The sequence below is a fragment of the Flavobacterium piscis genome (assembly GCF_031457575.1).
Lineage (GTDB): Bacteria > Bacteroidota > Bacteroidia > Flavobacteriales > Flavobacteriaceae > Flavobacterium > Flavobacterium piscis_A.
Map to the genome: position 1 here is coordinate 85,629 of NZ_JAVDWQ010000013.1, position 23,314 is coordinate 108,942.

A 23,314-nucleotide genomic window follows, 5' to 3' on the forward strand; every position below is an offset into this window, starting at 1 on the left:
TGAAATGATTAAAAATTTACATTTTTAATTCTTCTATGAATTCAATATTTCGGCGATGTGAATAGTTTTTATATTACTTTTTTGTCTTTTCAGAATTCCTTCCAAATGCATTAGGCAAGACATGTCACCACCCGTTATATAATCAACATCGTGTTTTTCATGATCTCTGATTCGGTCTTGTCCCATTTTTACAGAAACAGCTTCTTCCGTTACACAGAAAGTACCTCCAAAACCACAACATTCGTCTTTTCTGGTTAAGGCAACCAAATCCAAACCTTTTATATTGCTTAAAAGTTGTTCCGGTTTTGAAAAGAAAGGCGCATTTAATTCGGTCATCTGCGAAAGTTTAAGTCCGCGTTGCCCGTGGCAGCTTACGTGCATTCCGACTTTGTGTGGAAAATTTCCTTCTATGTGATCAACTTTTAGAACATCGGTAATAAATTCTGTCAGTTCAAAAACTTTTTTGCGCATTGTTGCAGCCAAATCTTCCTGTTTATCATCATGTAAATGGTCTTTTACATGCAAAACACAACTTCCTGACGGACAAACGATATAATCAAATTCTGAAAAATTGGCAATAAAGTTTGCATCACAGCCTTTCGTTAAATGTTCATAACCGCTATTGGCCATAGGCTGCCCGCAACAAGTCTGCTTCATAGGAAAACGAACATCGCACCCAAGTTTCATTAATAACTCATAGGTTGCAATTCCTACTTTTGGATAAAATTGGTCAACATAGCAGGGTATAAAAAGTCCAACTTTCATATTAAGGATAATTATTTATTTTTAGAAACATAAAGCCTGTCATATTTTTTTACGCAGATTTTAAAAAGATTTAAGCAGATTTTATTTTTTTAATCTGTAACTTAAAACCTTGTGCTTTTACGAGGCTAAATTAATTTTATTCTTCTATTCAATCTTTTTTTTATGAAGATTTTATTCTTATTATATTATTCTGACGAAGGAAAGATTGCAAGCAACTCGACAGAGAAAATCGCAAATCTTTGTAAAGTTACTTGCGAAGATTGCTTCTCCAGTTTGCTATAGCTCTTATTCTAGTTCCTCGGAATGGAAAATACTCAAAAATGAAAACAAAAATCATATAAATCTTTTAATCTGTGTCCATCTATTTTTACCCAGATGTAACAGGTTTTTAATTTTTAATTCTCAATTTTTAATCCAAATCAGTGCTTGTAAAATTTCAAATCAATTAAATCATTCTGTATCGGTTTAGGATTCCAGTTTTGATGAATCGCCAATGCTGCGCCCAAAGCACTAGCCTGTGCCATTGAAGCGGCATACACTTCTACATGCGGAAAAGCTTCGGCAAGTAAATTCATAAAAATGGAGTTTTTACTAAAACCTCCATCCACAAAAATTTTCTTTACGGGGCTGTTATGAATCACTAAATTAGTCGAAAAAACCTGTTGCTCAACGAGATCCAGCATTAACTGATGATATCCAATTTCGTAAGTTTTAAAAGCATTCAGCTCCCTCTTTTGAAACGGACACTCCTTAAGAATATCAAAATCGTATTTCTTTGGATAAACTATAGAAAAATTTATAGCTCTCAAAGTGGATACTATTTTTTTATCAAAATAAACATCCTTGAAAGTATCAAACGGTACATTAAAATGTTCTGCCAGTCTTTTGGCTTGTATTTCATGTTCGTTTCCTGAAAACAAACGAGCTGCCTTTACAGGTTTTTCGGTGTATTGCATGTAACACAAACAATCGTTTTGAAGTTCTTTAAACGTTAAAGGCTTATTGTTAAAAGGATTCAGGGAAATACTCCAGGTTCCTGTTGATAGTAAAACAAAAGGTTCCGTAAAATTTATTGTGTAGGGAATAATTGCTGATGAACTATCATGCAACCCAATCCCTATAGCTAAATCATTTTCTTTTTTAATGACATCTCTTCCCGGATGAATTGGTGGAAGTTTATCTTTTATACCTTCATTTTTCAGCCATTTATGATACTTCATCTTTTTAAAATTCCAAAGATTCGTGTGGCATCCAATACTTGTAATGTCGGTATAGGCTTCACCGGTTAAAAGAAAACTTAAGTATTGCGGCAAATGCAGGCAATATTTGACTTTCTCAAATAATTCCGGTTTCTCTTCTTTTAGCCTGTAAATCTGCATTCCGGAATTTAGGTTTCCTAAAACAGGAGAAGCTGTTTTTACTGCAAAAACTTCTTCTCCTTTATATTTTTTATAAAAATTATTTTTTAGTGCTTCCGGATACTCTTTCAAATAATTGTATAAAGGCGTCAGAGCATTGCCTTTATCATCAATATAAACAAAACTAGCTCCGTAAGTACTAAAATTAATAGCTTTCAGAACATAGTTGTTCAGGTCTTTTATTTCTGACAATCGATCTAGGATCCAGTTTTTAAGTACTTCAATATTTTCACATGGAAAACCGTCTTCATCAACTGTTTCGTCAAGATTTACCGATTTTTCCCAAACAATTTTATAATTTTCATCAAATAAAAATACCTTCTTGTTTGTTTTGCCAATATCAAAAATTGCAACTACATTCATTTTAGTTAATTATAAATTATGAATTAAAAATTAAAAATTATGATTTTCCTCCGAAGAGTTCCATGTTATAAGCTAAGTATTTTTTGTTTTTATATCAAACAATCAATGTAAGCAACAATAGTTTACTAACTTATAACTTATAACTTCATAACTCATAACTATAATCCCGTTGCTATGGTTTTTAATCCTCTTTCTGAAATCAAATTATTTCTTACAGCAAGACTACGATATAGTTCCACCGGATTTAATGCTGCTCCTGAACGCAAACGGGCTTCAGCAACCAATGCGCGAACATCTGTACGGAAAGCATTTTGCAAAATCTCCTGAGCCTTAACAACATCATTTTCCTGCTGAGCAATTTCTAATGCTTTTCTATCTACTGAAAGTGCCTGAGCATAAGCAATCATAATCGCTTCAACAGATTGCAATAAATCTTCTAAAGGATCTTTAATATTATGAGAAGCGTCAATCATCCAGCCAAGATCTTTGGCATGATTCATTCCGCGGGCGTCCATTCCTTCAACCAATTCATTGAAAATCAAGAATAACTGGTAAGGTTTTAAAGCTCCGGCAGTTAAATCGTCATCTCCGTATTTTGAATCATTAAAATGGAAACCTCCTAATTTATTATCCATCAGCAAAATCGAAACAATTTGTTCAATATTTGCGTTTGGCAAGTGGTGCCCTAAATCAACTAGGGTTTTAGCTTTATCACCTAATTTCTGTACATAAGAATAGGATTGTCCCCAATCTGCTACAGTTGTTGAATAGAAGTTTGGCTCTGCACATTTATATTCTAAAAATAATTTCCAGTTAGAAGGCAGTGCATCATAGATTTCCTCTAAACTTTCTAATGTATTTTGGTATGCTTTACGGAAGTTTAATTGTCCCGGAAAGTTAGAACCATCAGCTAACCAAACAGTAAGAGATTCCGATCCTAATTCAATTCCGTGTTTGATAACTTCGATATTGTGGGCAATCGCCTGTTTACGAACTGCCTTGTTTACATTTTGTAATGAACCAAATTTATAAGTTTGTTCTGCATTTGCCTGATCCTGAAAAGTATTGGAGTTCATGGCATCAAACTTTAATCCGTGCTGTCCGGCAAGCGTTTTAATCGCATTATAATCCGTTGGAATATCCCATGGAATATGCAGAGAAATAGCTCCGGAAGCATTATTTAAAGCATGAAGCAAACCTACATCTTCAATTTTTTCTTCGATTGAGCGAGGTTCTCCTCCACCCGGAAAACGCCCAAATCTTGTTCCTCCTGTTCCTAATGCCCATGATGGAATTGCGATTTGAAAGTCAATTAATTTTTGAATAATGGATTCGGTTTCGCCAATTTCCGATGCTGTAAAAACTAATTTATTCTGATGTTTTTTTAATAAACCATCATTATGAGATGCTATAGTGTTTGATTGAATTAACATACTTATTTCTTTTTAATAGGGTCTACAATATAGGACTATTTCTATAAACTGAACCCTTGTTTTACGTTACTTTTTTATACTTTTTTGTTTATTTTTTATGTGTTTAGGAAATTTATTTATAAAATAGAATTGTCATAAAAAATCTAACGTCCGACAGAATCGAACGTTAGAAAACAAAAACCACTTTGTTAAATAAACTTAAAAAAAACTAAACAAACTTATCGGTAAAAGCCCATTGTTACTCCACCGTCTACATTCAGGGCATTTCCTGTCGATTTATTCAACAGGCCTCCTACAAATGCAAAACAGGCGTTTGCAATATCATCAGGCAATATAATTTCATTCAATAATGTGCGTTTGGCATAATAAGCCGGTAATTCTTCTACCGTAATGCCATATGCTTTTGCACGGCCTTCTGCCCATCCGCCAGACCAGATATTAGAATCTGAGATAACAGCATCAGGGTTAACTGTATTTACCCGAATTTTATCAGCACCCAGTTCAGCAGCCATCAAGCGTGTTAAATGCGCCTGTGCTGCTTTTGCAGAACCGTATCCGGGATTATTTGGACCTGCTACAACAGCATTTTTAGAAACGATGTTTACAATATCTCCGCCAAATCCTTGTTTGCGCATTACTTCTATTCCGGCCTTTGAAACAATAAACTGTCCTTTAACCAAAATATCATATAATCTGTCCCACTCTTCAAGAGTATGTTCAGCAATTGATTTTGAAATACTGATACCTGCATTGTTTACAATAATATCAGCACCACCAAATGCTAAACAGGCAGCATCTAATGCTTTTTCAGTACTTTTTTCATTAGTAACATTTAATAAGGTACTTGAAACAGCATCTTTTCCAAATGATTTGATAAATTCTTCTTTAGCACCTTCTAAACGCTCTTCATTAATATCATTGATCACTACACAGGCTCCTTCTTCGGCAAATCTTTTAGCAATAGCTTTACCAATTCCACCGGCTGAACCGGTAATTACGGCTACTCTTCCTGAAAGTGCTTTAGGTTTTGGCATACGCTGTAATTTTGCCTCTTCCAATAGCCAGTATTCAATATCAAAAGCTTCCTGATGTGGCAATGAAGTATATTCAGAAACTGCTTCTGCCCCTTTCATTACATTTACTGCATTCACATAATATTCTGATGCCAGACGGGCCATCGTTTTATCTTTGGCAAACGTAAACATACCAACTCCGGGATATAAAATCACTACTGGATTTGGATCACGCATCGCTGGTGAATTAGACTTTTTACATGCATTGTAATAGTCTTTATACATCGTTCTGTACCCTTCAAAAGCCGGAGTCAATTTTGCTTTTATAGCAGCTACATCTGATAAATCTTCGTTTGGATCTAATTCTAAAACCAATGGACTGATCTTAGTACGTAAAAAGTGATCCGGGCAAGATGTTCCTAACGGAGCTAATTTTGACAAGTCATTTGAATTAATGAATTCCAAAACTCTTGCATCATCCGTATAATGACCAATCATTTGGCGTTCTGAGGAACAAAAACCTCTTAAAATCGGAGCTACTTTTGCTGCTTTCAATTTACGGTCGGCTTCCGGAAGGCTTTCTATTTTTTTACCTCCAAAAACAGGGCGTTTTTTTCCGTAATTACTTTCTAAATATTCAGCACACTTTTCAATCACCTCAAGAGTATTGAGATAACTTTCATAAGCAGTATCCCCCCACGTAAATAAACCATGTGATCCTAACATGATTCCGCGTAATTTTTTACCTTTTTTGGCAGCTTCTTCCAGACAGCTTCTTAATTGAAGCCCTAAGTCAAAACCCGGACGCTGCCATCCTACCCAACCGATTTCTCCGTTGAATAATTCTTCTGTAATTTTTGCCCCGTCTTTTGCTGCAGCAATAGCAATAGCAGCATCCGGGTGCAGGTGGTCAATATGTTTAAACGGTAAAAAACCGTGTAATGGTGTATCAATCGAAGGGGCTTTAGAAGCCAGATCAAAAATACAGTGATTGAACAATTCTACCATTTCATCTTCAAACTCAATACCTTTGTAAACATTTTCAAGATTACGTAATCTGTCTAAATAAAGGGCTGCACAACCAGATTTTGTCAATGTTCCGATATCTCCACCAGAACCTTTTATCCACATTACTTCTGAGCTTGCACCTGTCAATGGGTCTTTGTCTGTTATTTTTACAGAAGTATTTCCTCCTCCATAATTTGTCAGTCTTAAATCGGCTCCCAATAAATTAGAGCGATAGATAAAAAGAGCCACTTCATCTCCTGCCAGTGCTGCAGCTTTAGCATCATCCCAAAGATAGCTTACATGCTGAAAAGTCATATTGTTTGTATTTATATTTGACATTTATATTAAATTAATTTGATTAGTAGTTATAATGAATTTCCAATTCCGACCAAAACAATCGAAAGCATTATTAATCCAATTCCCAAAAGAAAAGTATTGAAGGTTTTTTTTGATACACCTGTCCATTCTTTCAGGTAAAAACCCCAGAAATTTGCGGTAAGGATAATGGTTGACATGTGTAAGATCCAGGAACTGGCCCCATTTCCTAATTTACTTTCACCCATTCCGTAAAAGAAAAACTGTAAAAACCACATTGTACCTGCAATAGCTGAAAAAAGTATATTTTTTGAAATTGGCGTTTTGGTATCAGTATAATTTCCAAAAGTTTTATTTTTGAAATTAAGATACATACACCATATAAAATTGGTTGTTAATCCACCCCAAAGCAATACTATATAGGTAACATTATTTTGAAACAAAGGGTTACAGCCTGAAACAACAGCGGCTTCTGCCATAGGTTTTCCGGCTTCTATTCCGTAATTAAAGAAAGCACTCAATATTCCTGAAACAATTGCAATTATAAGTCCTTTTGTAATATTAAAATCCCTGTCTTTATTTTCATGTCCTACTGCAAAATCTTTTTCTTTAAGCATTCCTGCTTTTCCTGAAATTGCAATTCCGATAAGGCAAACCAGAACACCTAGCAGAACCAGACGCCCACCTGTACTTGCAAGCATATCTGTGAAGGAAATTTTTCCGTCTGTTGGATAAAAATTATAATAAATTGATGGAACCAAAGCTCCAAAGGCAGAACAGAATCCTAATACAATTGAATTACCCAATGACATTCCTAAATAGCGAACACCTAAACCATACGTCAAACCACCAATTCCCCAAATTAATCCCATCGAATAGGTAAATGTTTTGATGGCAGGAGATGTGGCAGCAATGATTTCAACAAAATTTGGAATCGTTAAATAAGCAGCTATAGGCGGTACAATCAACCAGGAGAAAAAACCTCCTATAATCCAATAACTTTCCCAGGCCCAATCTTTAACTTTTTTGAAAGGCATATAAAAACTACCTGAAGAAAAGCCTCCTATGGAGTGAAAAATAATTCCGAGTAATGATTCCATTTAATAATTTTGATTTGGTTAATTGGTTTGTTAAACTGCTTTGTAAAATAAGAGAATGTAAAAAACAAAACTATCCTGTACTATCCTTGTATAATTTTTACAAATATGTTAAAACCGAAGATTAATATAAAGAAGAATGTGTATGTTGCTAAAATATAAATTTAAAATTTCTATTTTAGCAATCGATTTCGCAATTATTACATCTTTATTTAATCTGAAATCAGCAAATCAGCAAAAATATAAAACAAGCCTTATTTAATTTAGATATTTTGTGAGAAAATTATCAAAGAGCCTGTTTAACAGGTTTTTCATAAGTCTTTTTTAAAATTATAAATTCAAAATTATTTTCCGAAAAGCTTCGGTATAATTACAAGCTAAACAAAAATGATTAAACTTATTAAAATAGATGAAGATTCAAGGATTCCAAAATACAAGCAGATTGTAGATTCAATTTTGCAAAATATTGCCAACGGTAACTTGAAAATCAATCAAAAAATTCCATCAATAAATAGCTTTAGTGAGGAATTTTATATGTCCAGGGATACGGTTGAGAAAGCTTATAATATACTAAAGGAGCGCAAAATCATTTCTTCCATTAGAGGAAAAGGCTACTATATTACCAGAACAAAATTAGAATCAAAAGTCAATATTCTGTTTCTGTTTAATAAACTGAGCGCTTACAAAATGAAAACGTACAGCTCATTTATTAATACATTGGGAGCAAATGCCCATGTAGATTTACATATTTACCATTGCGATGAAACTTTATTTTTGAACCTGTTGGATAAATTTGAAGGGGCTTATGATTATTATGTCATTACTACCCATTTTAAAACAGACGAGTTAAAACATTTAAGTTTTACCGATGATGTTATTAAAGCCATACAGAAAATACCTCAGGAAAAGTTAGTTATCATGGATAATATAAAGATTGGTTTAGGAAATGAGGTTATCAAAATTTATCAGGATTTTGAAAATGACATTTACAATGCCCTGAAAGAAGGACTTTCTAAAATAGCCAAATACAAGAGGTTAATTTTAGTATACCCTGAAAAAGCCGTATATCCTTATCCTAGAAGAATTTTACATGGTTTTAGAAAATTTTGTGTAGAACATGAGATTAATTTTGAAATTCTGAATGAAGTTTATGACGACATGATTCTTAAAAAAGGAGATTTATTTATTACTATCGAAGAATCTGACCTGGTTGATTTAGTAAAACAAATCAGGGATGAAGAATATGTTTTAGGCCGGGATATTGGAGTAATCTCTTATAACGATACTCCTTTAAAAGAACTGCTTGGAATAACCGTTATGTCTACTGATTTTAATGTAATGGGGGAAACTGCTGCCCAAATGATCTTAAACAAGGAAAAAGGAGAAGTAAAAGTGCCTTTTAATTTTATTGACAGGAATTCGATTTAAAGAAGGTACAGAGATTCAGGGCATAATGGTTCAAAGTTTTTTTTAGAAAATATTTTTTTTTAAATCTGTGGGAAACCTTTAAATCTAATGACCTGAGTTCAATTCTGTTTTTTGAATTACCTCCTGCTTCTGCTGGAGATAAACGAAGGATAAATAATTGGCTTTAGCCGAAAAAACTCAACTGTCTTTATTTGGCTAAGGCCCTTTTTGTTGTATTAAATTATACCTCTAAAGCAGGAGGCTATTCAAAACTTACTTTTTAATGCTTTTTTTACTTCTTCAAAGGAACCAAAACAATATCAGGCTTTGGTGCAGGCTCCATTCCTGTTCCCATATAAAAACCGGTGTGTGGAGGCTGATTATAACCTACATTTTGCCAGGCAATACTTAGCCTGTATTGCGGATCATGCATTAAGGTATATTGTTTAACATCAGTTGGAATCGTGGTCGAGTAAATTCTTAATTCCTTATTATCCTCAGATCTTAAAATCAACTCTTCTCTCCAATCCCCTAAAATATCTGCAGAAAGTGCCGGAGTCGATTTGGTACCATTATTCGAAACAGCTCCAGTTGCCGTAAATAATCTCCCCTTGCCATATTTATCAATATAATTTGAATTCAGAATTTCTCTCGAAGTATCACCATCCCAATAAATTAAAAAGTTGATTGATTTTGGCGCATCCCCTATTTTATTTCCTTTCATATCATATAAGAATGGTGAGCCTGACCACCAGCATTGTGCTCCTTTTCGGGTTGGGTCAATATTATCTGCCACGCCGCGACCCACATCTTCATTTGGTGAAGCAGTAAACAAAACTTTTCCGTCTGCAGCTGAAAACAAAGTTACGCCGGGACCTGTCGTTTTATTTTCAATTTCATGAATTCCAAACGCTTCTAAACCGGGAACATCCAAATCCAGATCAGAAACGTGCAAAGCATCACCATGTCTGAAACCTGTGGTGTATAATCCTTTTCCGTTATCATCAACACACATCGATCCGTAAATGATTTCATCTTTTCCGTCATTATCCACGTCAGCAACTGTAAGTCCATGATTTCCCATTCCGGAATATGGATTTTCAGCATCTTTACTGTCAAAAACCCATCTTGAAGTCAGTTTATCATTTTTAAAATCCCAGGCAGCCAAAACGGTTCTACCATAATAGCCACGGCACATTACCACGCTGGGATGAATCCCGTCTAAGTAAGCAACACAAGCTGTAAATCGATCCACCCTGTTTCCTTTAGTATCATTACCCCCGCTCCCGCCATGTCCGCCCCATCCGGCAAGATCGCCTCTTTCTGCAATATAATCAACTGTTGCAACCAGCTTTCCGGTTTTTCCATTAAAAACCGAAAGATACTCAGGGCCTTTTAAAATTTTACCATAAACAGGCGATTTGGGATCTCTTTCGACCCAGTCTTTCGTGGCATCGCCCACTACATTTCCCTCACTGTCTGTTGTACCATCGGCAGTTTTACAAACCAATTCGGAAATCCCGTCACCATCCAGATCATACACCATAAACTGCGTATAATGAGCTCCTTCGCGAATATTCTTTCCTAAATTAATCTGCCATAAAAAATTTCCGTCTAAAGTATACGCCTGAAATATTGGTGGATCCGTGATTCCGATATGTGAATTGTCATGCCCTTTTCCGGTCATGTGCACAATCAAATCATACCTTCCATCACCATCCAAATCACCTGTCGAAAGATCATTCGGAATGTACCCTTCAACCGGTTTTATTAGAATTGATAAATAATCTTTATCAGGGCTTGAAGCCGGAATTGTAAAACTTCCTTTGGCATCCTTTTCTTTTCCCTTCAAAACTGTTTTCACAAACCAGGTATTTGCTTCCTGGGCATTTGCTTTTGTATCCTGAAAATTAGTCGCTCCGGTTATAGGTTTTTCATTTAGTTTGATTGCTTTTTTTGTACCACTTTTTCGATATAAATTAAAAGCCAAATCATCAGCATCAGTTCCTAAAACACGCCAGCTTATAAAAAACTGATCATTATTTTTTATGGCAATAACGCCACGGTCTAAGTTTTCCATTTGTCTTTGTGCAAATATTGAACAGGATAAAAACAATAAGGGGAGTAAAATTCTATGTTTCATAATTGTTTTTTTGAGGTTATAAAGTTTCACGCAGATTTAAAATAGATTTAGGCAGATTTAAAGAGATTATTCTTTTTTCTTTACTGCAAAGCTTTTAGATTTAAATCTATATGACATCTGCTTAAATCCCTTTAAATCTGCGTGAAATAATTAAAACTATGTAGTAAATATGGGCAATCTTGTCATTGCGAGGAACGAAGCAATCTCATGTGCTGAATCCACGCAGTTCGTCGCTCTCTGGATGAGATTGCTTCGTTCCTCGCAATGACAAAAAACTAAAACATCTTCTTAAACCCTTCACTCTTTACTTTCCATGTCCCGTCTTTAGGAAAACCAGGATGTTCTGTCGTATTTGCTTCCCACCCTGCACACATCATCGCAACAGCGGTTAGTAATCCTCCGTTCCCGGGAAGATAAAGCGTCAGTCTTTGCGATTGGTAATTGTGTCCGTTTTTCAAATACGTATTGGTTACCACATTCATAAAAAGGGCGTCAATGGCTTTTTCAGGCATTTGCAAACGGGCGGCAGACATTGCTGTCATTGGAAAATCCCAACCCCATGTTTTATCCCATGACCATGTATCCCAAACCAGATCAAAGGTATTTTTCATTATTTTTTTATCCAAAAGCGACGTTTCAGGAAGCATTCCGAAGGTTCCTAATACTGAAGGATGATCGGTTTTAAATTCCGGATTGGTATACGAATCAGTTGCACTTTCTGTAGCCAGATAAACATCTTTCGCAATTGGTAATGGCGATAATTTTTTCAAAACATCTTCCCATTTTTCAGGCACTTTTTGATTTAATTTTTTCTTCCAGGCAATGGCGGTTTTCAAAGCCCAGTTCCAATACGCTAATTCATACGTTGGATTAAAAGTTTCAATTGCTTTAAAACGTTCCTGTGCCGGAATCACGCCAGGCCCTAATACATAACGATCAGTTTTAGGGTCATAATTTGCAAAAGAAGCCATGAAATCAGCGGTTGCAAAAACACGCTCGCTGTATAAATTTAAAGTTGCTGTTGTTGGTTTTGCCTGATAAATCAAATCAGCGTAGGTAATAAAATGCGGCTGCTGCCAAATCAGGAATGCCCCGACAGAAGATGGACTTTCATTACCATCATAATCAGTCATTTTTTGCCATCTTGCACCTTCAAAACCTTGTCTTTTCGCAATATACTTAGCCTTTGTAAAAACTTTTTGATACCACGGAAGGCTGTTTTCAAGTAATTCAGGCCTGTTCCAAAGCGCAAAATGTACACCGTGCCACCAATGCATTTCTAAGTGTGGCTTTCCATACCAGCTGTTGTATGTCAATCCTGTTTCCTGTGGCGGAACTTTTCCACTACATTGTAATTTAGTCAGATATTGCGAAAGAATTACTCTTCTTTCTAATTCATTGGCACGTTTATCTGTACTTCCTGAAAAATCAACGGCTGCACCGCTTTCCCAAAAGGATGCCCAACCAGCGATACTGCTTTTTTCAATCGCTTCAAAAGAAGGAATTACAGATTTGTTTTTATCCGTTTGAACGAACGAACAACTCAATTCGATTGTATTGCTTTTTGAAGGCTCTACAACAAAATAATGTTTTGCTTTTTCTTTAATCGATGCAGTGCCTTTCCATTTCAAATTAATATCATACGAAATACTGTCCATTACATGTGTAATTGTAGCTTCTGATTTATTTTTGATTTTCAGATTGCTTTTATAATCTTGTTTTCCTCCCCATTTTTTCCCCATATCAGTCCCCGCAATAGCAACCGCAGAAATAGTTACATCCTGTTTTTCTTCCCATTTCGTCCCCATATCACCCCATAGTCCTGTTGGAAAAGGGATTCGAACACGAATTTTCAAACGGCCTTGCTGAATTAAATCCGATTCTACTTTAAAGCCTAAAGCATCTTTTGTCTGATCGCAAGCCGTTATCACTTTCACAGGAGTGCCTTCCACCTCAAAATAGCTCTCAATTTTTCCTGTCCATAAATTCAGCTTTTGATTAATAGCTTTAATATCTTCCGGTTTTACCAAACTGCCATCTTTTTTGGTGATTTCAAAACCTATATTTCCCAATTGCAATAAATGCGGGTTCTGACGAAACCATTCTACTGCTTCTTTTTTTCGTGCAGGTTCTTTAATTTGTGTTGAATACGAAATCTTACGACCATACTGATCTACCTCTCTCAAAGTTTCAGAGAATTTATAATTTTCGGTATTTTTATAGCTGTCCCAACCCCATTCCGATTGTGTCCCAAGCGGAATTCCGTTTTGGTATTTTTCCGGAAAACTTTGTAAACCGGTCGCATCAACCGTAAAAGCAAAAGCACCATTACCAACCGTTAAGGAAGCTAAAGTATCTATTGCAGTAATTTGGACATTATGTCTTGTTACCAATGCTTTTCTGTCTATTTTTTGTTGGGAAAAAACAGAAAAAGATAATACCAAGAAGGATACAGATAGTAATTTTTTCATATAGCAATTAACATTATTTTGAAGTTGAATTGACATTAATTTTTTAACATTGAAATTGATTTTTGATATTGCCATTGATATTGATTGTTATCTAATTAAAGTAGCGCTCATCAAACCAATCACTACATCGTTTGCAATAGTTTTCAAAGTAAGACTTTTTAATGTTTTATTTCTGTTTAAAGGCAAATCCAAAATCGTTGCAGCTCCGCCATCAACTCCATAATTTGAAAAACCTTTTATAGACTTAAAATCTTTAAAAGTTCTCGAAATTTCTCCCGATTTCAAATATACTCTTGGCGGTTTTGGAGCATCAGTGGTAAACGCCAGTCCATCAACAAAATAATCCTGCTCGATTGGCCACCAGTTTTCCGGATTTTTCAATTGCAAAATTTCCGATGTTCCGTCTGTATAATTAACCTTGATTTCACCATTTACAATACGGCTTTGCATTGGATTTGTAGTTCCCGCAACCATAAAATAAATATGCGAAGCTTTTCCGTTTAATGGAATACTAACACTTTCGGGGAAATTATCCCACATCGATGTAAAGATTATATTTTTCTGATTTTCATCAGAAGGTGTTTTAAAAGAGAAGCCATATGGAGTTGAAATTTCTCCGGTTGATTTAGCTTTTTCGCGCAATCCTGAATCATCAATATTTACCGACACATTTGGGTAACACCAATTTCCAATTCCGTTTGTTGGAAGCTGTAAAGTTACTGTTTGCGGTCTTGGAGATAAATATTTTTGATTGAAAACATCAGTCACTTTCGAATTAAAAAAAGAAGAAAAGGAAACCGTTTCAGTTTTATTTGAAGCATTAAATGGAATATCCCAGTTCGTAAAAGTGATTTCTTTTTTGGAACTTGAATCCGTCTGAATAGAAAAATTATTAGTCCCCGGAACTAATTTCTGAAAAGGAATGCTAAGAGTTTCTTTTTGATTTGCGTGTAAAGCAATCTTTTGCTGATTTTCTTTTGCGGAAGTATCAAAAACTACATTTCCTTCAATCTTGGTTTCCGAATTATTCTTCAGGGAAATTTCTACATTATTATTTTTTGACTGAATGATTTGGGATTCTATTTTAGGTTTCAAATCCAATTCGACAGGTTTCCACCATAATAAATTACCTTGTTTCAACTGAACAAAAAAGGTTTTAGACTTACTGCCATAAACAATTGCCTGATAGGATTTATTGTTTTTTGAAATTTCACCCAGAATAGATTGCGGATCATAAACCGAAACTATTTCTGCCTTAGATGTTGTGATCGCAAGAGATTCTCCGGCTGTTGAAGGTATAATTGACTGTACTTCCTCTAAAACATCTCCCTGCCAGTTAATTTTGACATCAAAAACAGCCGCATAAGGAACTTCAATTGCAATTTTCGGAGTTCCGATACTCTCCGAAATTGCTTTCCAGGTAACAGTTTTCCCATTAACTGTAATAGTTTCTATGTCATCATATGGGGCGTTCACAACCAATTTCAGGTTCATTTTCGGTGCAAATCGATTTTCAACATAATAGGAATCAGTTTTGTTTTCTCTTTTAAAATCAATGGCAACATCCGGAATATCCAATGCTGCATGATTCCATTTTGACGGAAAACCGGGCTGAATCGTTAAAGCTTCTGCCAAAGCATCAGGATGAATTCCGAATAATCCTTCTACCAAGGTTCTTGAAGCCATTCCGATTGGATCTGCAAAGTCACGATACAACTCACCTCTCATAGCATCCTGATACATTAGCTGTTCAAATCCTCCGGGCGACGCACCTAAATACATACTTTCGATTAAGGCACTTTCCCACATGGTGTAGGCCTTTTCTGTTTGCCCGCCTTGCCAAAAAGCCAGTGATGTATGCAATTGTTCTGCCAAAGCTACATTATTGACTGACCACGTATAAGGCTGCCAATTGGTTGTGCTTATCATGTAAAGGTTCTTTTTATCCAATCCTTCTGCCGAAATCGGGATATGTGGAATCTGATTATCTATATAAGAAAGCATCTGATAACTCTCAAACGGATTAGACAGCTCTGAATCGATTGTATGATAGATACTCCAGATCCCGGGAACATCATGCAATAATCGGTTTCCAAGAGCATCTTTATATTCGGCAAAAATCCCTTTTTTCGGAATCCACAGCTGATCTTTTGACGCCTTTAGAATTTTATCTGCTTCTTTAGCAAACGGAAGTTCGTCTTTATTGATTTTTTTTGCCGTTTCAGCTACAATTTTATTCGCATAATAATTATAAGCCGAAGAATGAATCACACCGCCTCCACTATACTGCAAAGCATCACTTGCCCAAATTGAGGCATAGGCATCATAAAGACCATCATTGTCCGGGTCAAAATTTCGTTTTTCCCAGTTCAGATGCCTTTGAATCGTTGGCCACATTTCATTCATAAACGAAGTGTCGCCAGTCCATTTAAAATGTCGGAGCATCTGATCTAAAAAAACCAGATTCATATCGTAATGATGCGCAATTGTATTATTGTCTGGCTTACGGCTAATGTAACCGCTACTGAACATAGAGGTTCCCAAAACTTCTTTCTGACGGGCAAAATTTCGAACGGTATCAAAAACAACAGGCCCGCTTTTGGGAGTCGTAACCTGCGAATTACTGTAACTCGTAAAATGTGTTTTCGCACGATCATGCCATCCTAAAGGATCTGCAGTATAAGCACCACGCCAGGCATTCAGATGCATTCTCCACGCGATGGCACCGTGAAGATATGCAGGACTTTCCCAAATTCCGTCTGCTGCAATCGAAAGCGCTGACCCTAAAGTATTGATGTAAGGATCAGGAGTTTTTACCTTAATTCTATTGGCTAAAACATGAGTTTCCTGAACTGATTTTTCATATAATTTCGCTATCTCTTTTTGCGAAACAGTTGATTTTAAATCTTCGGTTGCAAACAGCCAGTACATTTCTTTTTTTGAAACAGTATTTTTTCCTGTAATGAGTGTCAAATTTTCCGGATTAGAACTGTAGTACAATTCTAATGGTGTTTTTTGGTGTCTGGCATTTGCTAATTTCGTTTGTGATTCCGGATAATACCCAAAAAGACTCTTATTGTTTCCTGTTTTCTGTTTGTTAGTTTCAGAACCATATTCTAATAAAAAAGACTGCTTTTTTAAAGTGTATTTATTATTTAAACAATATTCAGGCTGTAGATAAAATACCGATTCGGGGTCTGCGCCAATATCACCGTCACGACTGAACTTTTTGCCTGTTGCACCGCCAAACGCCCAAATTATACTAACATTTTTTGACACATTCTGACCATATACTTTTACAATAAAACCTTCTTTTTCTTTTAACGCAACGACATCAATAATTAACTTTCCGTTTCCTAAAATAGCATCTTCGATTTCATAATGCATGGTGCCCAACACGTATTTTGTATCAATTTTTGAAGCTTCTGTAATCCATTTGCTGTCTTTGCCATTTACCACACCTAATTTAAAATTCCCACCCATTCCAGGCATATACATCGCAAATTCAGGCAAATCTCCGGTTTCTACCCTAAAACCTGTATTAGAGCCATAAAGCGCCCTGTTGAATTTTCGGTTACCATTTTTTAAAACAAAACTATTGCCCTCAGGAGCATAATGTATTTTACGGTTCGCTTCTTTTTCCTGTCCAAAAATAAGAGCAGGACATAACAGTAATAAGCCAATCAGTGTTTGAATAATGGAGTTTTTGGTTTTCATAAATTTAGATAATCAGAAAGCAAGTATAATTAGCCAGTACTTGTTTATTTTGATAATTTAAACGCAATTTCATTGTTTTTTTGTGGTATAGCATCCTGTACCTACCTGATTTTTTATGATATCATAATTTATATTCTTTCATTTTTTTAACATCATAGTACAGGATAGTATATAAAAACAGAACCGTTAGTTTTGATTCTGTATAATTTAAAATAAAAAAACTTGATAAAAATTAAAATTTCTCTTTGTATTATTTTTTGTTGTGTGATGCAGGTGAATTTATTTGCTTTAAATTTTAATACTTATATAAGTAATCCGAATAATTCTTTCATTAAAGTTAATGATAAGGATGCAGCAACAAGCCATACTGAAACTCAACTATTTTATTTTGGAAATACTTCAAAAAACAAAAAAGGGATACTGATAAACAATGCTTTGAATTATGATGCTGCTACTGGCTATGGTTTTGATTTTAATTCGGCTTCCAATGTAAAAATGAATTCGAATACCTTTTCTACAGCGAAACCAACTTACTTCTCGGTGAAACTTCCAGAAGGAAATTACCAGATTGAAGTGGGCATGGGAAGCACCGAAAAACAATCAAATATTACGATAAAAGCAGAATCACGAAGATTAATGCTGAATCAGCTTTCTATCAAAAAAGGGAAAACTGCTACGAAAATTTTTAACGTTAATGTCAGGACTCCAAGAATTAATGACAGTCTGAATGTTTCCCTTAAAGATCGTGAAAAAGATATTTTGAATTGGGATGACAAACTTACATTGGAATTTTTAGGTGATGTCAATATTCAAAGCATTAAAATCACTCCGAAAGATAATCTAACAGTCGTTTATTTAGCCGGGGATTCTACTGTTACCGATCAGGATGTTGAGCCTTGGGCTTCGTGGGGACAGTTTATTACAAATTACTTTGATGAAAATGTTGTAGTAGCCAATTATGCAGTTTCCGGTTCTGCACTGAGTTCTTTTAAAGGTGGAAATCGTTTAAAAAAGATACTTTCTCTAATTAAAAAAGGAGATTATCTTTTTGTGGAATTTGGCCATAATGACGAAAAAATAAAAGGTGAAGGAAACGGGGCGTGGGGTTCCTACTCTACTCTGTTGGCTGAATTTGTTCAATCTGCCAAAGATAAAGGAGCAATTCCGGTTTTGGTAACACCTACACAACGCCGTTCTTTTAATGAAAATGGTACTTTAAATGAAACACATGGCGAATTTCCTGCTGCAATGCGTGCTGTGGCACAAAAAAATAATGTAGCGCTTATTGATATCACAAAAATGACAACCGAATTATACGAGGCCTGGGGCGATGAACCTTCCAGAAAAGCTTTTGTGCAATATCCTGCCAATACTTTTCCCGGACAGGAAAAAGCTTTGGAAGATAATACGCATTTTAATAGTTTTGGAGCCAACGAAATTGCGCTTTGTGTTGTTAAAGGAATCCGGGAACTTGACATTCCGTTAAAAAGACAAATTCAAAAAGAAGTTCCAAATTATAATCCAAAGAAACCAAATTACTTTTCAGACTGGACACTTCCTATGAGTGATCGTTACGAAATTACTAAACCAGATGGTAACTAACCATTATAGAAATAATCTTTTTATGCTACTAAAAAACACAATCCAAAACTTTGCTATAGCTGCCTTTGCATTATTTTCTTATCAAAATAGCCAGGCTCAGCAAACTGATAAAGTATATCTTTCAGGAAAAGATTTTGAACATCCCGTACAATGGGATTTTTACTGTACCGGAGGAAACAACAGCAAAACCTGGTCAAAAATAAACGTTCCTTCGCAATGGGAACTGGAAGGTTTTGGCGAATATACGTATGGAAGATGGTACAAAGAACTGAACCAAAAAGAACCGAGCAAAGAAGAAGGTTTGTACAAATATGAATTTGATGTTCCCGCCAATTATAAAGATAAAGACATTCTAATTGCTTTTGGAGGAGCAATGACCGATACTGAGGTAAAAATCAACGGAAAACTGGCGGGACCAATTCATCAGGGAGGTTTTTATGAATTCAAATATGATATTTCTTCGCTGTTGAAATTTGGTTCTAAAAATACTTTAGAAGTGCATGTCTGGAAGCATTCTGCCAACAACTCCGTTAATGCAGCCGAAAGAAAAGCGGATTGGTGGCTGTTTGGCGGAATTTATCGTCCGGTCTGGCTGGAAGTTTCTCCTAAAACGAATATTCAGCATATTGCCGTAAATCCAAAAATGGACGGTTCGATTACAATTGACCTGGATCTTAAAAATATTTCGAAAACTACAACTTTAGAAGCTACACTTAAAACTTTAAGCGGTGAAAATCTTCAAACTTTTTCTTTCCCTATTAAAGCAAAAAGCACAAAGGAATCAATTGCAGCTCAATGGAAAAACATCAAACCATGGAATCCGGAAACCCCAAATTTATATGACCTTGAACTGGTTTTAAAGCAAAATGGAAACATCATTCACAAATATGATAAACGAATTGGTTTCAGGACTTTAGAGTTTAAAAAACAAGACGGAATTTATGTAAATGGTACCAAAATTATCATGAAAGGAATCAACCGTCATTCCTTCTGGCCGGAAGGCGGACGAAGTACCAGCAAACGTATCAGTGAATTAGACGTAAAATTATTGAAAGACATGAATATGAATGCTGTTCGCGGACATTATCCGCCAGATCAGCACTTTCTGGAGGTTTGTGACTCTTTGGGTCTTTTTGTTTTGAATGAATTAGCGGGCTGGCAAAACGCTTACGATACTGAAACCGGAACCAAATTAGTAACTGAAATGGTGGTTCGGGATGTGAATCATCCTTCGGTAATTATCTGGGATAATGGTAACGAAGGCGGATGGAATTACAACGTTGATAAAGTCTTTGAAGATAATGATCCTCAAAAAAGAATCGTGATTCATCCTTGGGCCGATTTTAATGGCTGGGATACGCATCATTATCCAACGTATTTAACCGGAATGCATCGTTTCAACAATGGAGAAAACGTATTTTTCCCAACCGAATTTATGCACGGAACCTACGACAACGGACACGGGGCAGCTCTGGAAGATTTCTGGACACGTTATAAACAAAGTCCGCTTTTTGCAGGAGGGTTCATGTGGGCGATGGTAGACGAAGCCGTACTTCGTTCTGATTGGACGGGTGATGCAAAATTTGACTCAAAAGGTTCTTTGGCTGCCGATGGAATTTTAGGCCCTCATCGTGAAAAAGAAGGTAGTTATTATACCGTAAAAGAAGTCTGGGCACCCATTCAGTTTCAGCCGAAACAGGTAAATCCAAATTTTGACGGATCCTTTTTAATTACCAATGATTATCTTTTCAGTAATCTGAATTCCTGCAAAATGGAATTTAAGGTTTTACAATCTGATAAAAATGTGCTTTACTCTAACGGAACCTCAAAAGAAATTAGTTCAGGTAAAATTGAAATTCCGAGTATTGATCCGGGAGAAACACGCAAAATTCAATTTGCTGTTCCTAATAATTTTGCTGAAGGTGATATTTTATCGATTTCAGCTTACGATCAGTTCAATAAAGAAATTTATACCTGGACATGGCCTATTCATAAAGCAAAATATTATGCTGAAAAATTCTTAGCTATTCAAAATACAAAAACAAAAGCTTCAGGAATAAAATCAGGCAATGAAATCACTTTAAAAGGAAGCGACGTAACGGTAGCCTTTGATGCTTCAACGGGAGAAATTACTTCTGTTAAAAATGGTATATCAACTATTCCGTTAACAAAGGGTCCTCGCCCAATTGGAATGAAAGCTAAATTGAAGGACATTCAGGTTTCACAGGAAGGTGACAAGGCAGTTTGTAAAGTATCTTATTCCGGAGGATTATCCTCAATAAAATGGACAATGGAACCGGATGGAAGATTTAAAATGGAATTGATAGCCCTTAAAAATGCATCAGGCGGAGATGGTTTTGACGGTGCTTTTTTTGAAGATAAAATAAATTCGTGGGGAATTACTTTTAGTTTTCCTGAAAAAGGAGTAACTGGGATTAAATGGTTTGGAAAAGGTCCTTACCATGTCTGGAAAAACAGATTAAAAGGAACTACATACGGTTTCTGGGAGAAGGACTACAACACCACCATAACAGGTGAAAGTTTTGAAAACCTGATTTATCCGGAGTTTAAAGGTTATCATGCCAACTTATTAGGAGCCAACTTAAAAGCGGGCGCATCATCGTTTAAAGTTTTCAGTGAATCTGATAATTTATTTTTGAGATTGTTTACACCTGATTTGCCTAAAAATGGTTTCCCGGGCAGTTATCCACAGCCTGCATTTCCGGAAGGAGATATCTCTTTTATGTATGAAATTCCGGCGATGAGAGACTTCAAACCTTTGGAACATCAGGGGCCTGAAAGTCAGCCAACCAATATTCGTATCAAAAGTGGAGATGAGGGAATAAAAATGAATTTATGGTTTGATTTTAGAACTTCATCTGAAAAATAAATTTAGATTATGAAATCGATTAAAATAATTACAATACTATTTTTAGGTTTGTTATTTTTCAATTTTACTACAAAACAAAAAGACAAGCCAACTGTTTACACTGTCGGTGATTCAACCGTAAAAAATGGCAGAGGTGACGGAACTGGTGGACTCTGGGGCTGGGGAGATTATATTGGTCAGTTTTTGGATACGACGAAAGTCAATATCGAAAATCACGCTTTGGGCGGAACCAGCAGCAGAACTTTTCAGGATAAAGGTTTATGGACTGCGGTTTTGAATAAACTCAAAAAAGGCGATTATGTACTAATTCAGTTTGGACATAATGATAACGGAGCATTAAATGACAGCCTTCGTGCGAGAGGAACTATCAAAGGAATCGGAAATGAAACAGAGGAAATTGATAATATCCTGACGAAAAAACACGAAACGGTACATACTTATGGATGGTACATTCAGAAAGTGGTTCGCGAAGCCAAATCAAAAGGCGCTATTCCGATCATTTGTTCCCCTATTCCAAGAAATGACTGGAAGGAAGGGAAAGTACCGCGCAATGATACCTCTTATGGATTATGGGCTAAGCAAATTGCAGAAAAAGAAAAAGTAACTTTTATCAATTTGAATGATAAAATGGCTGTTGAAATGGAAAAATTGGGTGAACAAAAAGTAACCGGAACATATTTCTATAAAAAAGACCATACACATCCCTCTGCAAAAGGTGCTGTGCTGGCGGCCTCGTTAATTATCAATGAATTGAAGTCCAGTAAAAACTCTTTAAAAAAATATATTTTAAAAGATCCTAAAATTGTACTTCCAGCCAAAAAAAGAGTGTTTTTAATTGGAGATTCTACAATGGCAAACAACGGCAATAATCCTAATGCTGTGGGCTGGGGAGTTGCATTTCCTCAATATTGCGATACCACCAGAATTGAAGTTCTCAATAAAGCACGAGGTGGAAGAAGTACCCGAACTTTTACCAAAGAAGGATTATGGGATGAGGTGAAAAATGAATTAAAACCAGGCGATTTTGTTATGATTCAGTTTGGTCACAATGATGCCGGAGCAGTTGATAAGGAAAAATTCAGAGGTTCATTAAAGGGAAATGGTGATGAAACACAACAGGTAGTTCGGGACAGCTTAACTGAAACCGTCCACACTTTTGGCTGGTACATGGAAGAATTCATTAAAGAATCCAAAGAAAAAGGTACCATTCCGATTGTTTTAAGCCAGACACCAAGAAACGAATGGCCAAATGGTAAGGTAGAACGCAGAAATGATTCTTATGGAAAATGGTCTAAAACAGCCGCTGAAAACCAAGGTGCTTTTTATATCGATCTAAATGAAATTGTTGCCCTGAAATATGAAGCTTTGGGTAAAGAAAAAGTAAAACTATTTTTTCCAAAAGATCACACACACACAGGAGCTGAAGGAGCTGCTTTTAATGCGCTTGCTGTAGCCGAGAGTCTCAAAAAAATAAAAGATTGCGGACTTAAAGACTATATTGAGATTCCCAAATAGAGAAACTTTTGTTGGTCTCAGGTATGGTTTACAACTATGTACTTTAGTATATTTTGCTATAGTTTTTAAAAAATATCAGCCACAAATTACACAAATTTTCACAAATTAATTAGTGCTAATTAAATGTCATGTGTAATTTGTGGCTGATAAAATAGTG

At 35.7% G+C, this 23,314-nt stretch carries 12 protein-coding genes; 4 read left to right on the top strand and 8 right to left on the bottom strand.

Annotated features, from left to right (window positions below):
* Nucleotides 1–33 precede the first annotated feature (33 nt).
* The 5 genes from J2W48_RS17260 to rhaT all read right to left on the bottom strand — a co-directional run bounded on the left by J2W48_RS17260 (nucleotide 34) and on the right by rhaT (nucleotide 7,415).
* Complete coding sequence (locus J2W48_RS17260) at nucleotides 34–765, bottom strand: (Fe-S)-binding protein (RefSeq protein ID WP_310282930.1); 732 nt, start codon at nucleotides 763–765, stop codon at nucleotides 34–36.
* Between the two features lie 419 nt (nucleotides 766–1,184).
* Entirely contained in the window at nucleotides 1,185–2,546 is a 1,362-nt protein-coding gene (locus tag J2W48_RS17265) for an FGGY-family carbohydrate kinase (protein WP_310282931.1), read from the bottom strand.
* A 158-nt stretch (nucleotides 2,547–2,704) separates the two neighbouring features.
* Entirely contained in the window at nucleotides 2,705–3,979 is a 1,275-nt protein-coding gene (locus J2W48_RS17270) for a sugar isomerase (RefSeq protein WP_310282933.1), read from the bottom strand.
* 218 nt (nucleotides 3,980–4,197) lie between these two features.
* Nucleotides 4,198–6,339: a bifunctional aldolase/short-chain dehydrogenase gene (locus J2W48_RS17275; protein ID WP_310282935.1), complete on the bottom strand. Its 2,142-nt coding sequence runs from the start codon at nucleotides 6,337–6,339 to the stop codon at nucleotides 4,198–4,200.
* Between the two features lie 26 nt (nucleotides 6,340–6,365).
* Nucleotides 6,366–7,415, bottom strand: a complete 1,050-nt coding sequence (gene rhaT / locus J2W48_RS17280) for an L-rhamnose/proton symporter RhaT (RefSeq protein ID WP_310282937.1) — start codon at nucleotides 7,413–7,415, stop codon at nucleotides 6,366–6,368.
* Between the two features lie 384 nt (nucleotides 7,416–7,799).
* On the opposite strand from rhaT, the gene J2W48_RS17285 reads away from it, so the two are divergent.
* Entirely contained in the window at nucleotides 7,800–8,840 is a 1,041-nt protein-coding gene (locus J2W48_RS17285; RefSeq protein WP_310282939.1) for a GntR family transcriptional regulator, read from the top strand.
* 271 nt (nucleotides 8,841–9,111) lie between these two features.
* Here the strand turns inward: J2W48_RS17285 and J2W48_RS17290 are convergent, their stop codons facing one another.
* From J2W48_RS17290 to J2W48_RS17300, 3 genes are all read right to left on the bottom strand, one after another.
* On the bottom strand, nucleotides 9,112–10,962 hold the full coding sequence (locus J2W48_RS17290; protein ID WP_310282941.1) for a rhamnogalacturonan lyase: 1,851 nt from the start codon (nucleotides 10,960–10,962) through the stop codon (nucleotides 9,112–9,114).
* 275 nt (nucleotides 10,963–11,237) lie between these two features.
* Nucleotides 11,238–13,433 (bottom strand): hypothetical protein, encoded by a 2,196-nt coding sequence (locus J2W48_RS17295; protein ID WP_310282943.1) that lies wholly within the window; start codon nucleotides 13,431–13,433, stop codon nucleotides 11,238–11,240.
* An 87-nt stretch (nucleotides 13,434–13,520) separates the two neighbouring features.
* Nucleotides 13,521–17,150, bottom strand: a complete 3,630-nt coding sequence (locus tag J2W48_RS17300) for a DUF4450 domain-containing protein (protein WP_310282944.1) — start codon at nucleotides 17,148–17,150, stop codon at nucleotides 13,521–13,523.
* Nucleotides 17,151–17,372: 222 nt separating this feature from the next.
* Here J2W48_RS17300 and J2W48_RS17305 point away from each other — a divergent pair, with 222 nt between their 5' ends.
* Genes J2W48_RS17305 through J2W48_RS17315 form a run of 3 tightly spaced genes read left to right on the top strand, consistent with a single transcriptional unit; the run spans nucleotide 17,373 to nucleotide 23,157 of the window.
* Nucleotides 17,373–18,752: a rhamnogalacturonan acetylesterase gene (locus tag J2W48_RS17305; RefSeq protein ID WP_310282945.1), complete on the top strand. Its 1,380-nt coding sequence runs from the start codon at nucleotides 17,373–17,375 to the stop codon at nucleotides 18,750–18,752.
* 22 nt (nucleotides 18,753–18,774) lie between these two features.
* A complete protein-coding gene (locus tag J2W48_RS17310) occupies nucleotides 18,775–21,642 on the top strand; it encodes a glycoside hydrolase family 2 protein (protein WP_310282946.1) in 2,868 nt (955 codons plus the stop codon).
* A 9-nt stretch (nucleotides 21,643–21,651) separates the two neighbouring features.
* A complete protein-coding gene (locus tag J2W48_RS17315) occupies nucleotides 21,652–23,157 on the top strand; it encodes a rhamnogalacturonan acetylesterase (protein ID WP_310282947.1) in 1,506 nt (501 codons plus the stop codon).
* The last annotated feature ends 157 nt before the right edge of the window (nucleotides 23,158–23,314 follow it).

Excerpts from the sequence above, each read along its gene's own strand:
- J2W48_RS17285 (WP_310282939.1), top strand. The coding sequence starts at position 7,800 with ATGATTAAACTTATTAAAATAGATGAAGATTCAAGGATTCCAAAATAC.
- J2W48_RS17315 (WP_310282947.1), top strand. The coding sequence starts at position 21,652 with ATGAAATCGATTAAAATAATTACAATACTATTTTTAGGTTTGTTATTT.
- J2W48_RS17270 (WP_310282933.1), bottom strand. The coding sequence starts at position 3,979 with ATGTTAATTCAATCAAACACTATAGCATCTCATAATGATGGTTTATTA.
- J2W48_RS17295 (WP_310282943.1), bottom strand. The coding sequence starts at position 13,433 with ATGAAAAAATTACTATCTGTATCCTTCTTGGTATTATCTTTTTCTGTT.
- J2W48_RS17265 (WP_310282931.1), bottom strand. The coding sequence starts at position 2,546 with ATGAATGTAGTTGCAATTTTTGATATTGGCAAAACAAACAAGAAGGTA.
- J2W48_RS17275 (WP_310282935.1), bottom strand. The coding sequence starts at position 6,339 with ATGTCAAATATAAATACAAACAATATGACTTTTCAGCATGTAAGCTAT.
- J2W48_RS17290 (WP_310282941.1), bottom strand. The coding sequence starts at position 10,962 with ATGAAACATAGAATTTTACTCCCCTTATTGTTTTTATCCTGTTCAATA.
- J2W48_RS17300 (WP_310282944.1), bottom strand. The coding sequence starts at position 17,150 with ATGAAAACCAAAAACTCCATTATTCAAACACTGATTGGCTTATTACTG.
- rhaT (WP_310282937.1), bottom strand. The coding sequence starts at position 7,415 with ATGGAATCATTACTCGGAATTATTTTTCACTCCATAGGAGGCTTTTCT.
- J2W48_RS17260 (WP_310282930.1), bottom strand. The coding sequence starts at position 765 with ATGAAAGTTGGACTTTTTATACCCTGCTATGTTGACCAATTTTATCCA.
- J2W48_RS17310 (WP_310282946.1), top strand. The coding sequence starts at position 18,775 with ATGCTACTAAAAAACACAATCCAAAACTTTGCTATAGCTGCCTTTGCA.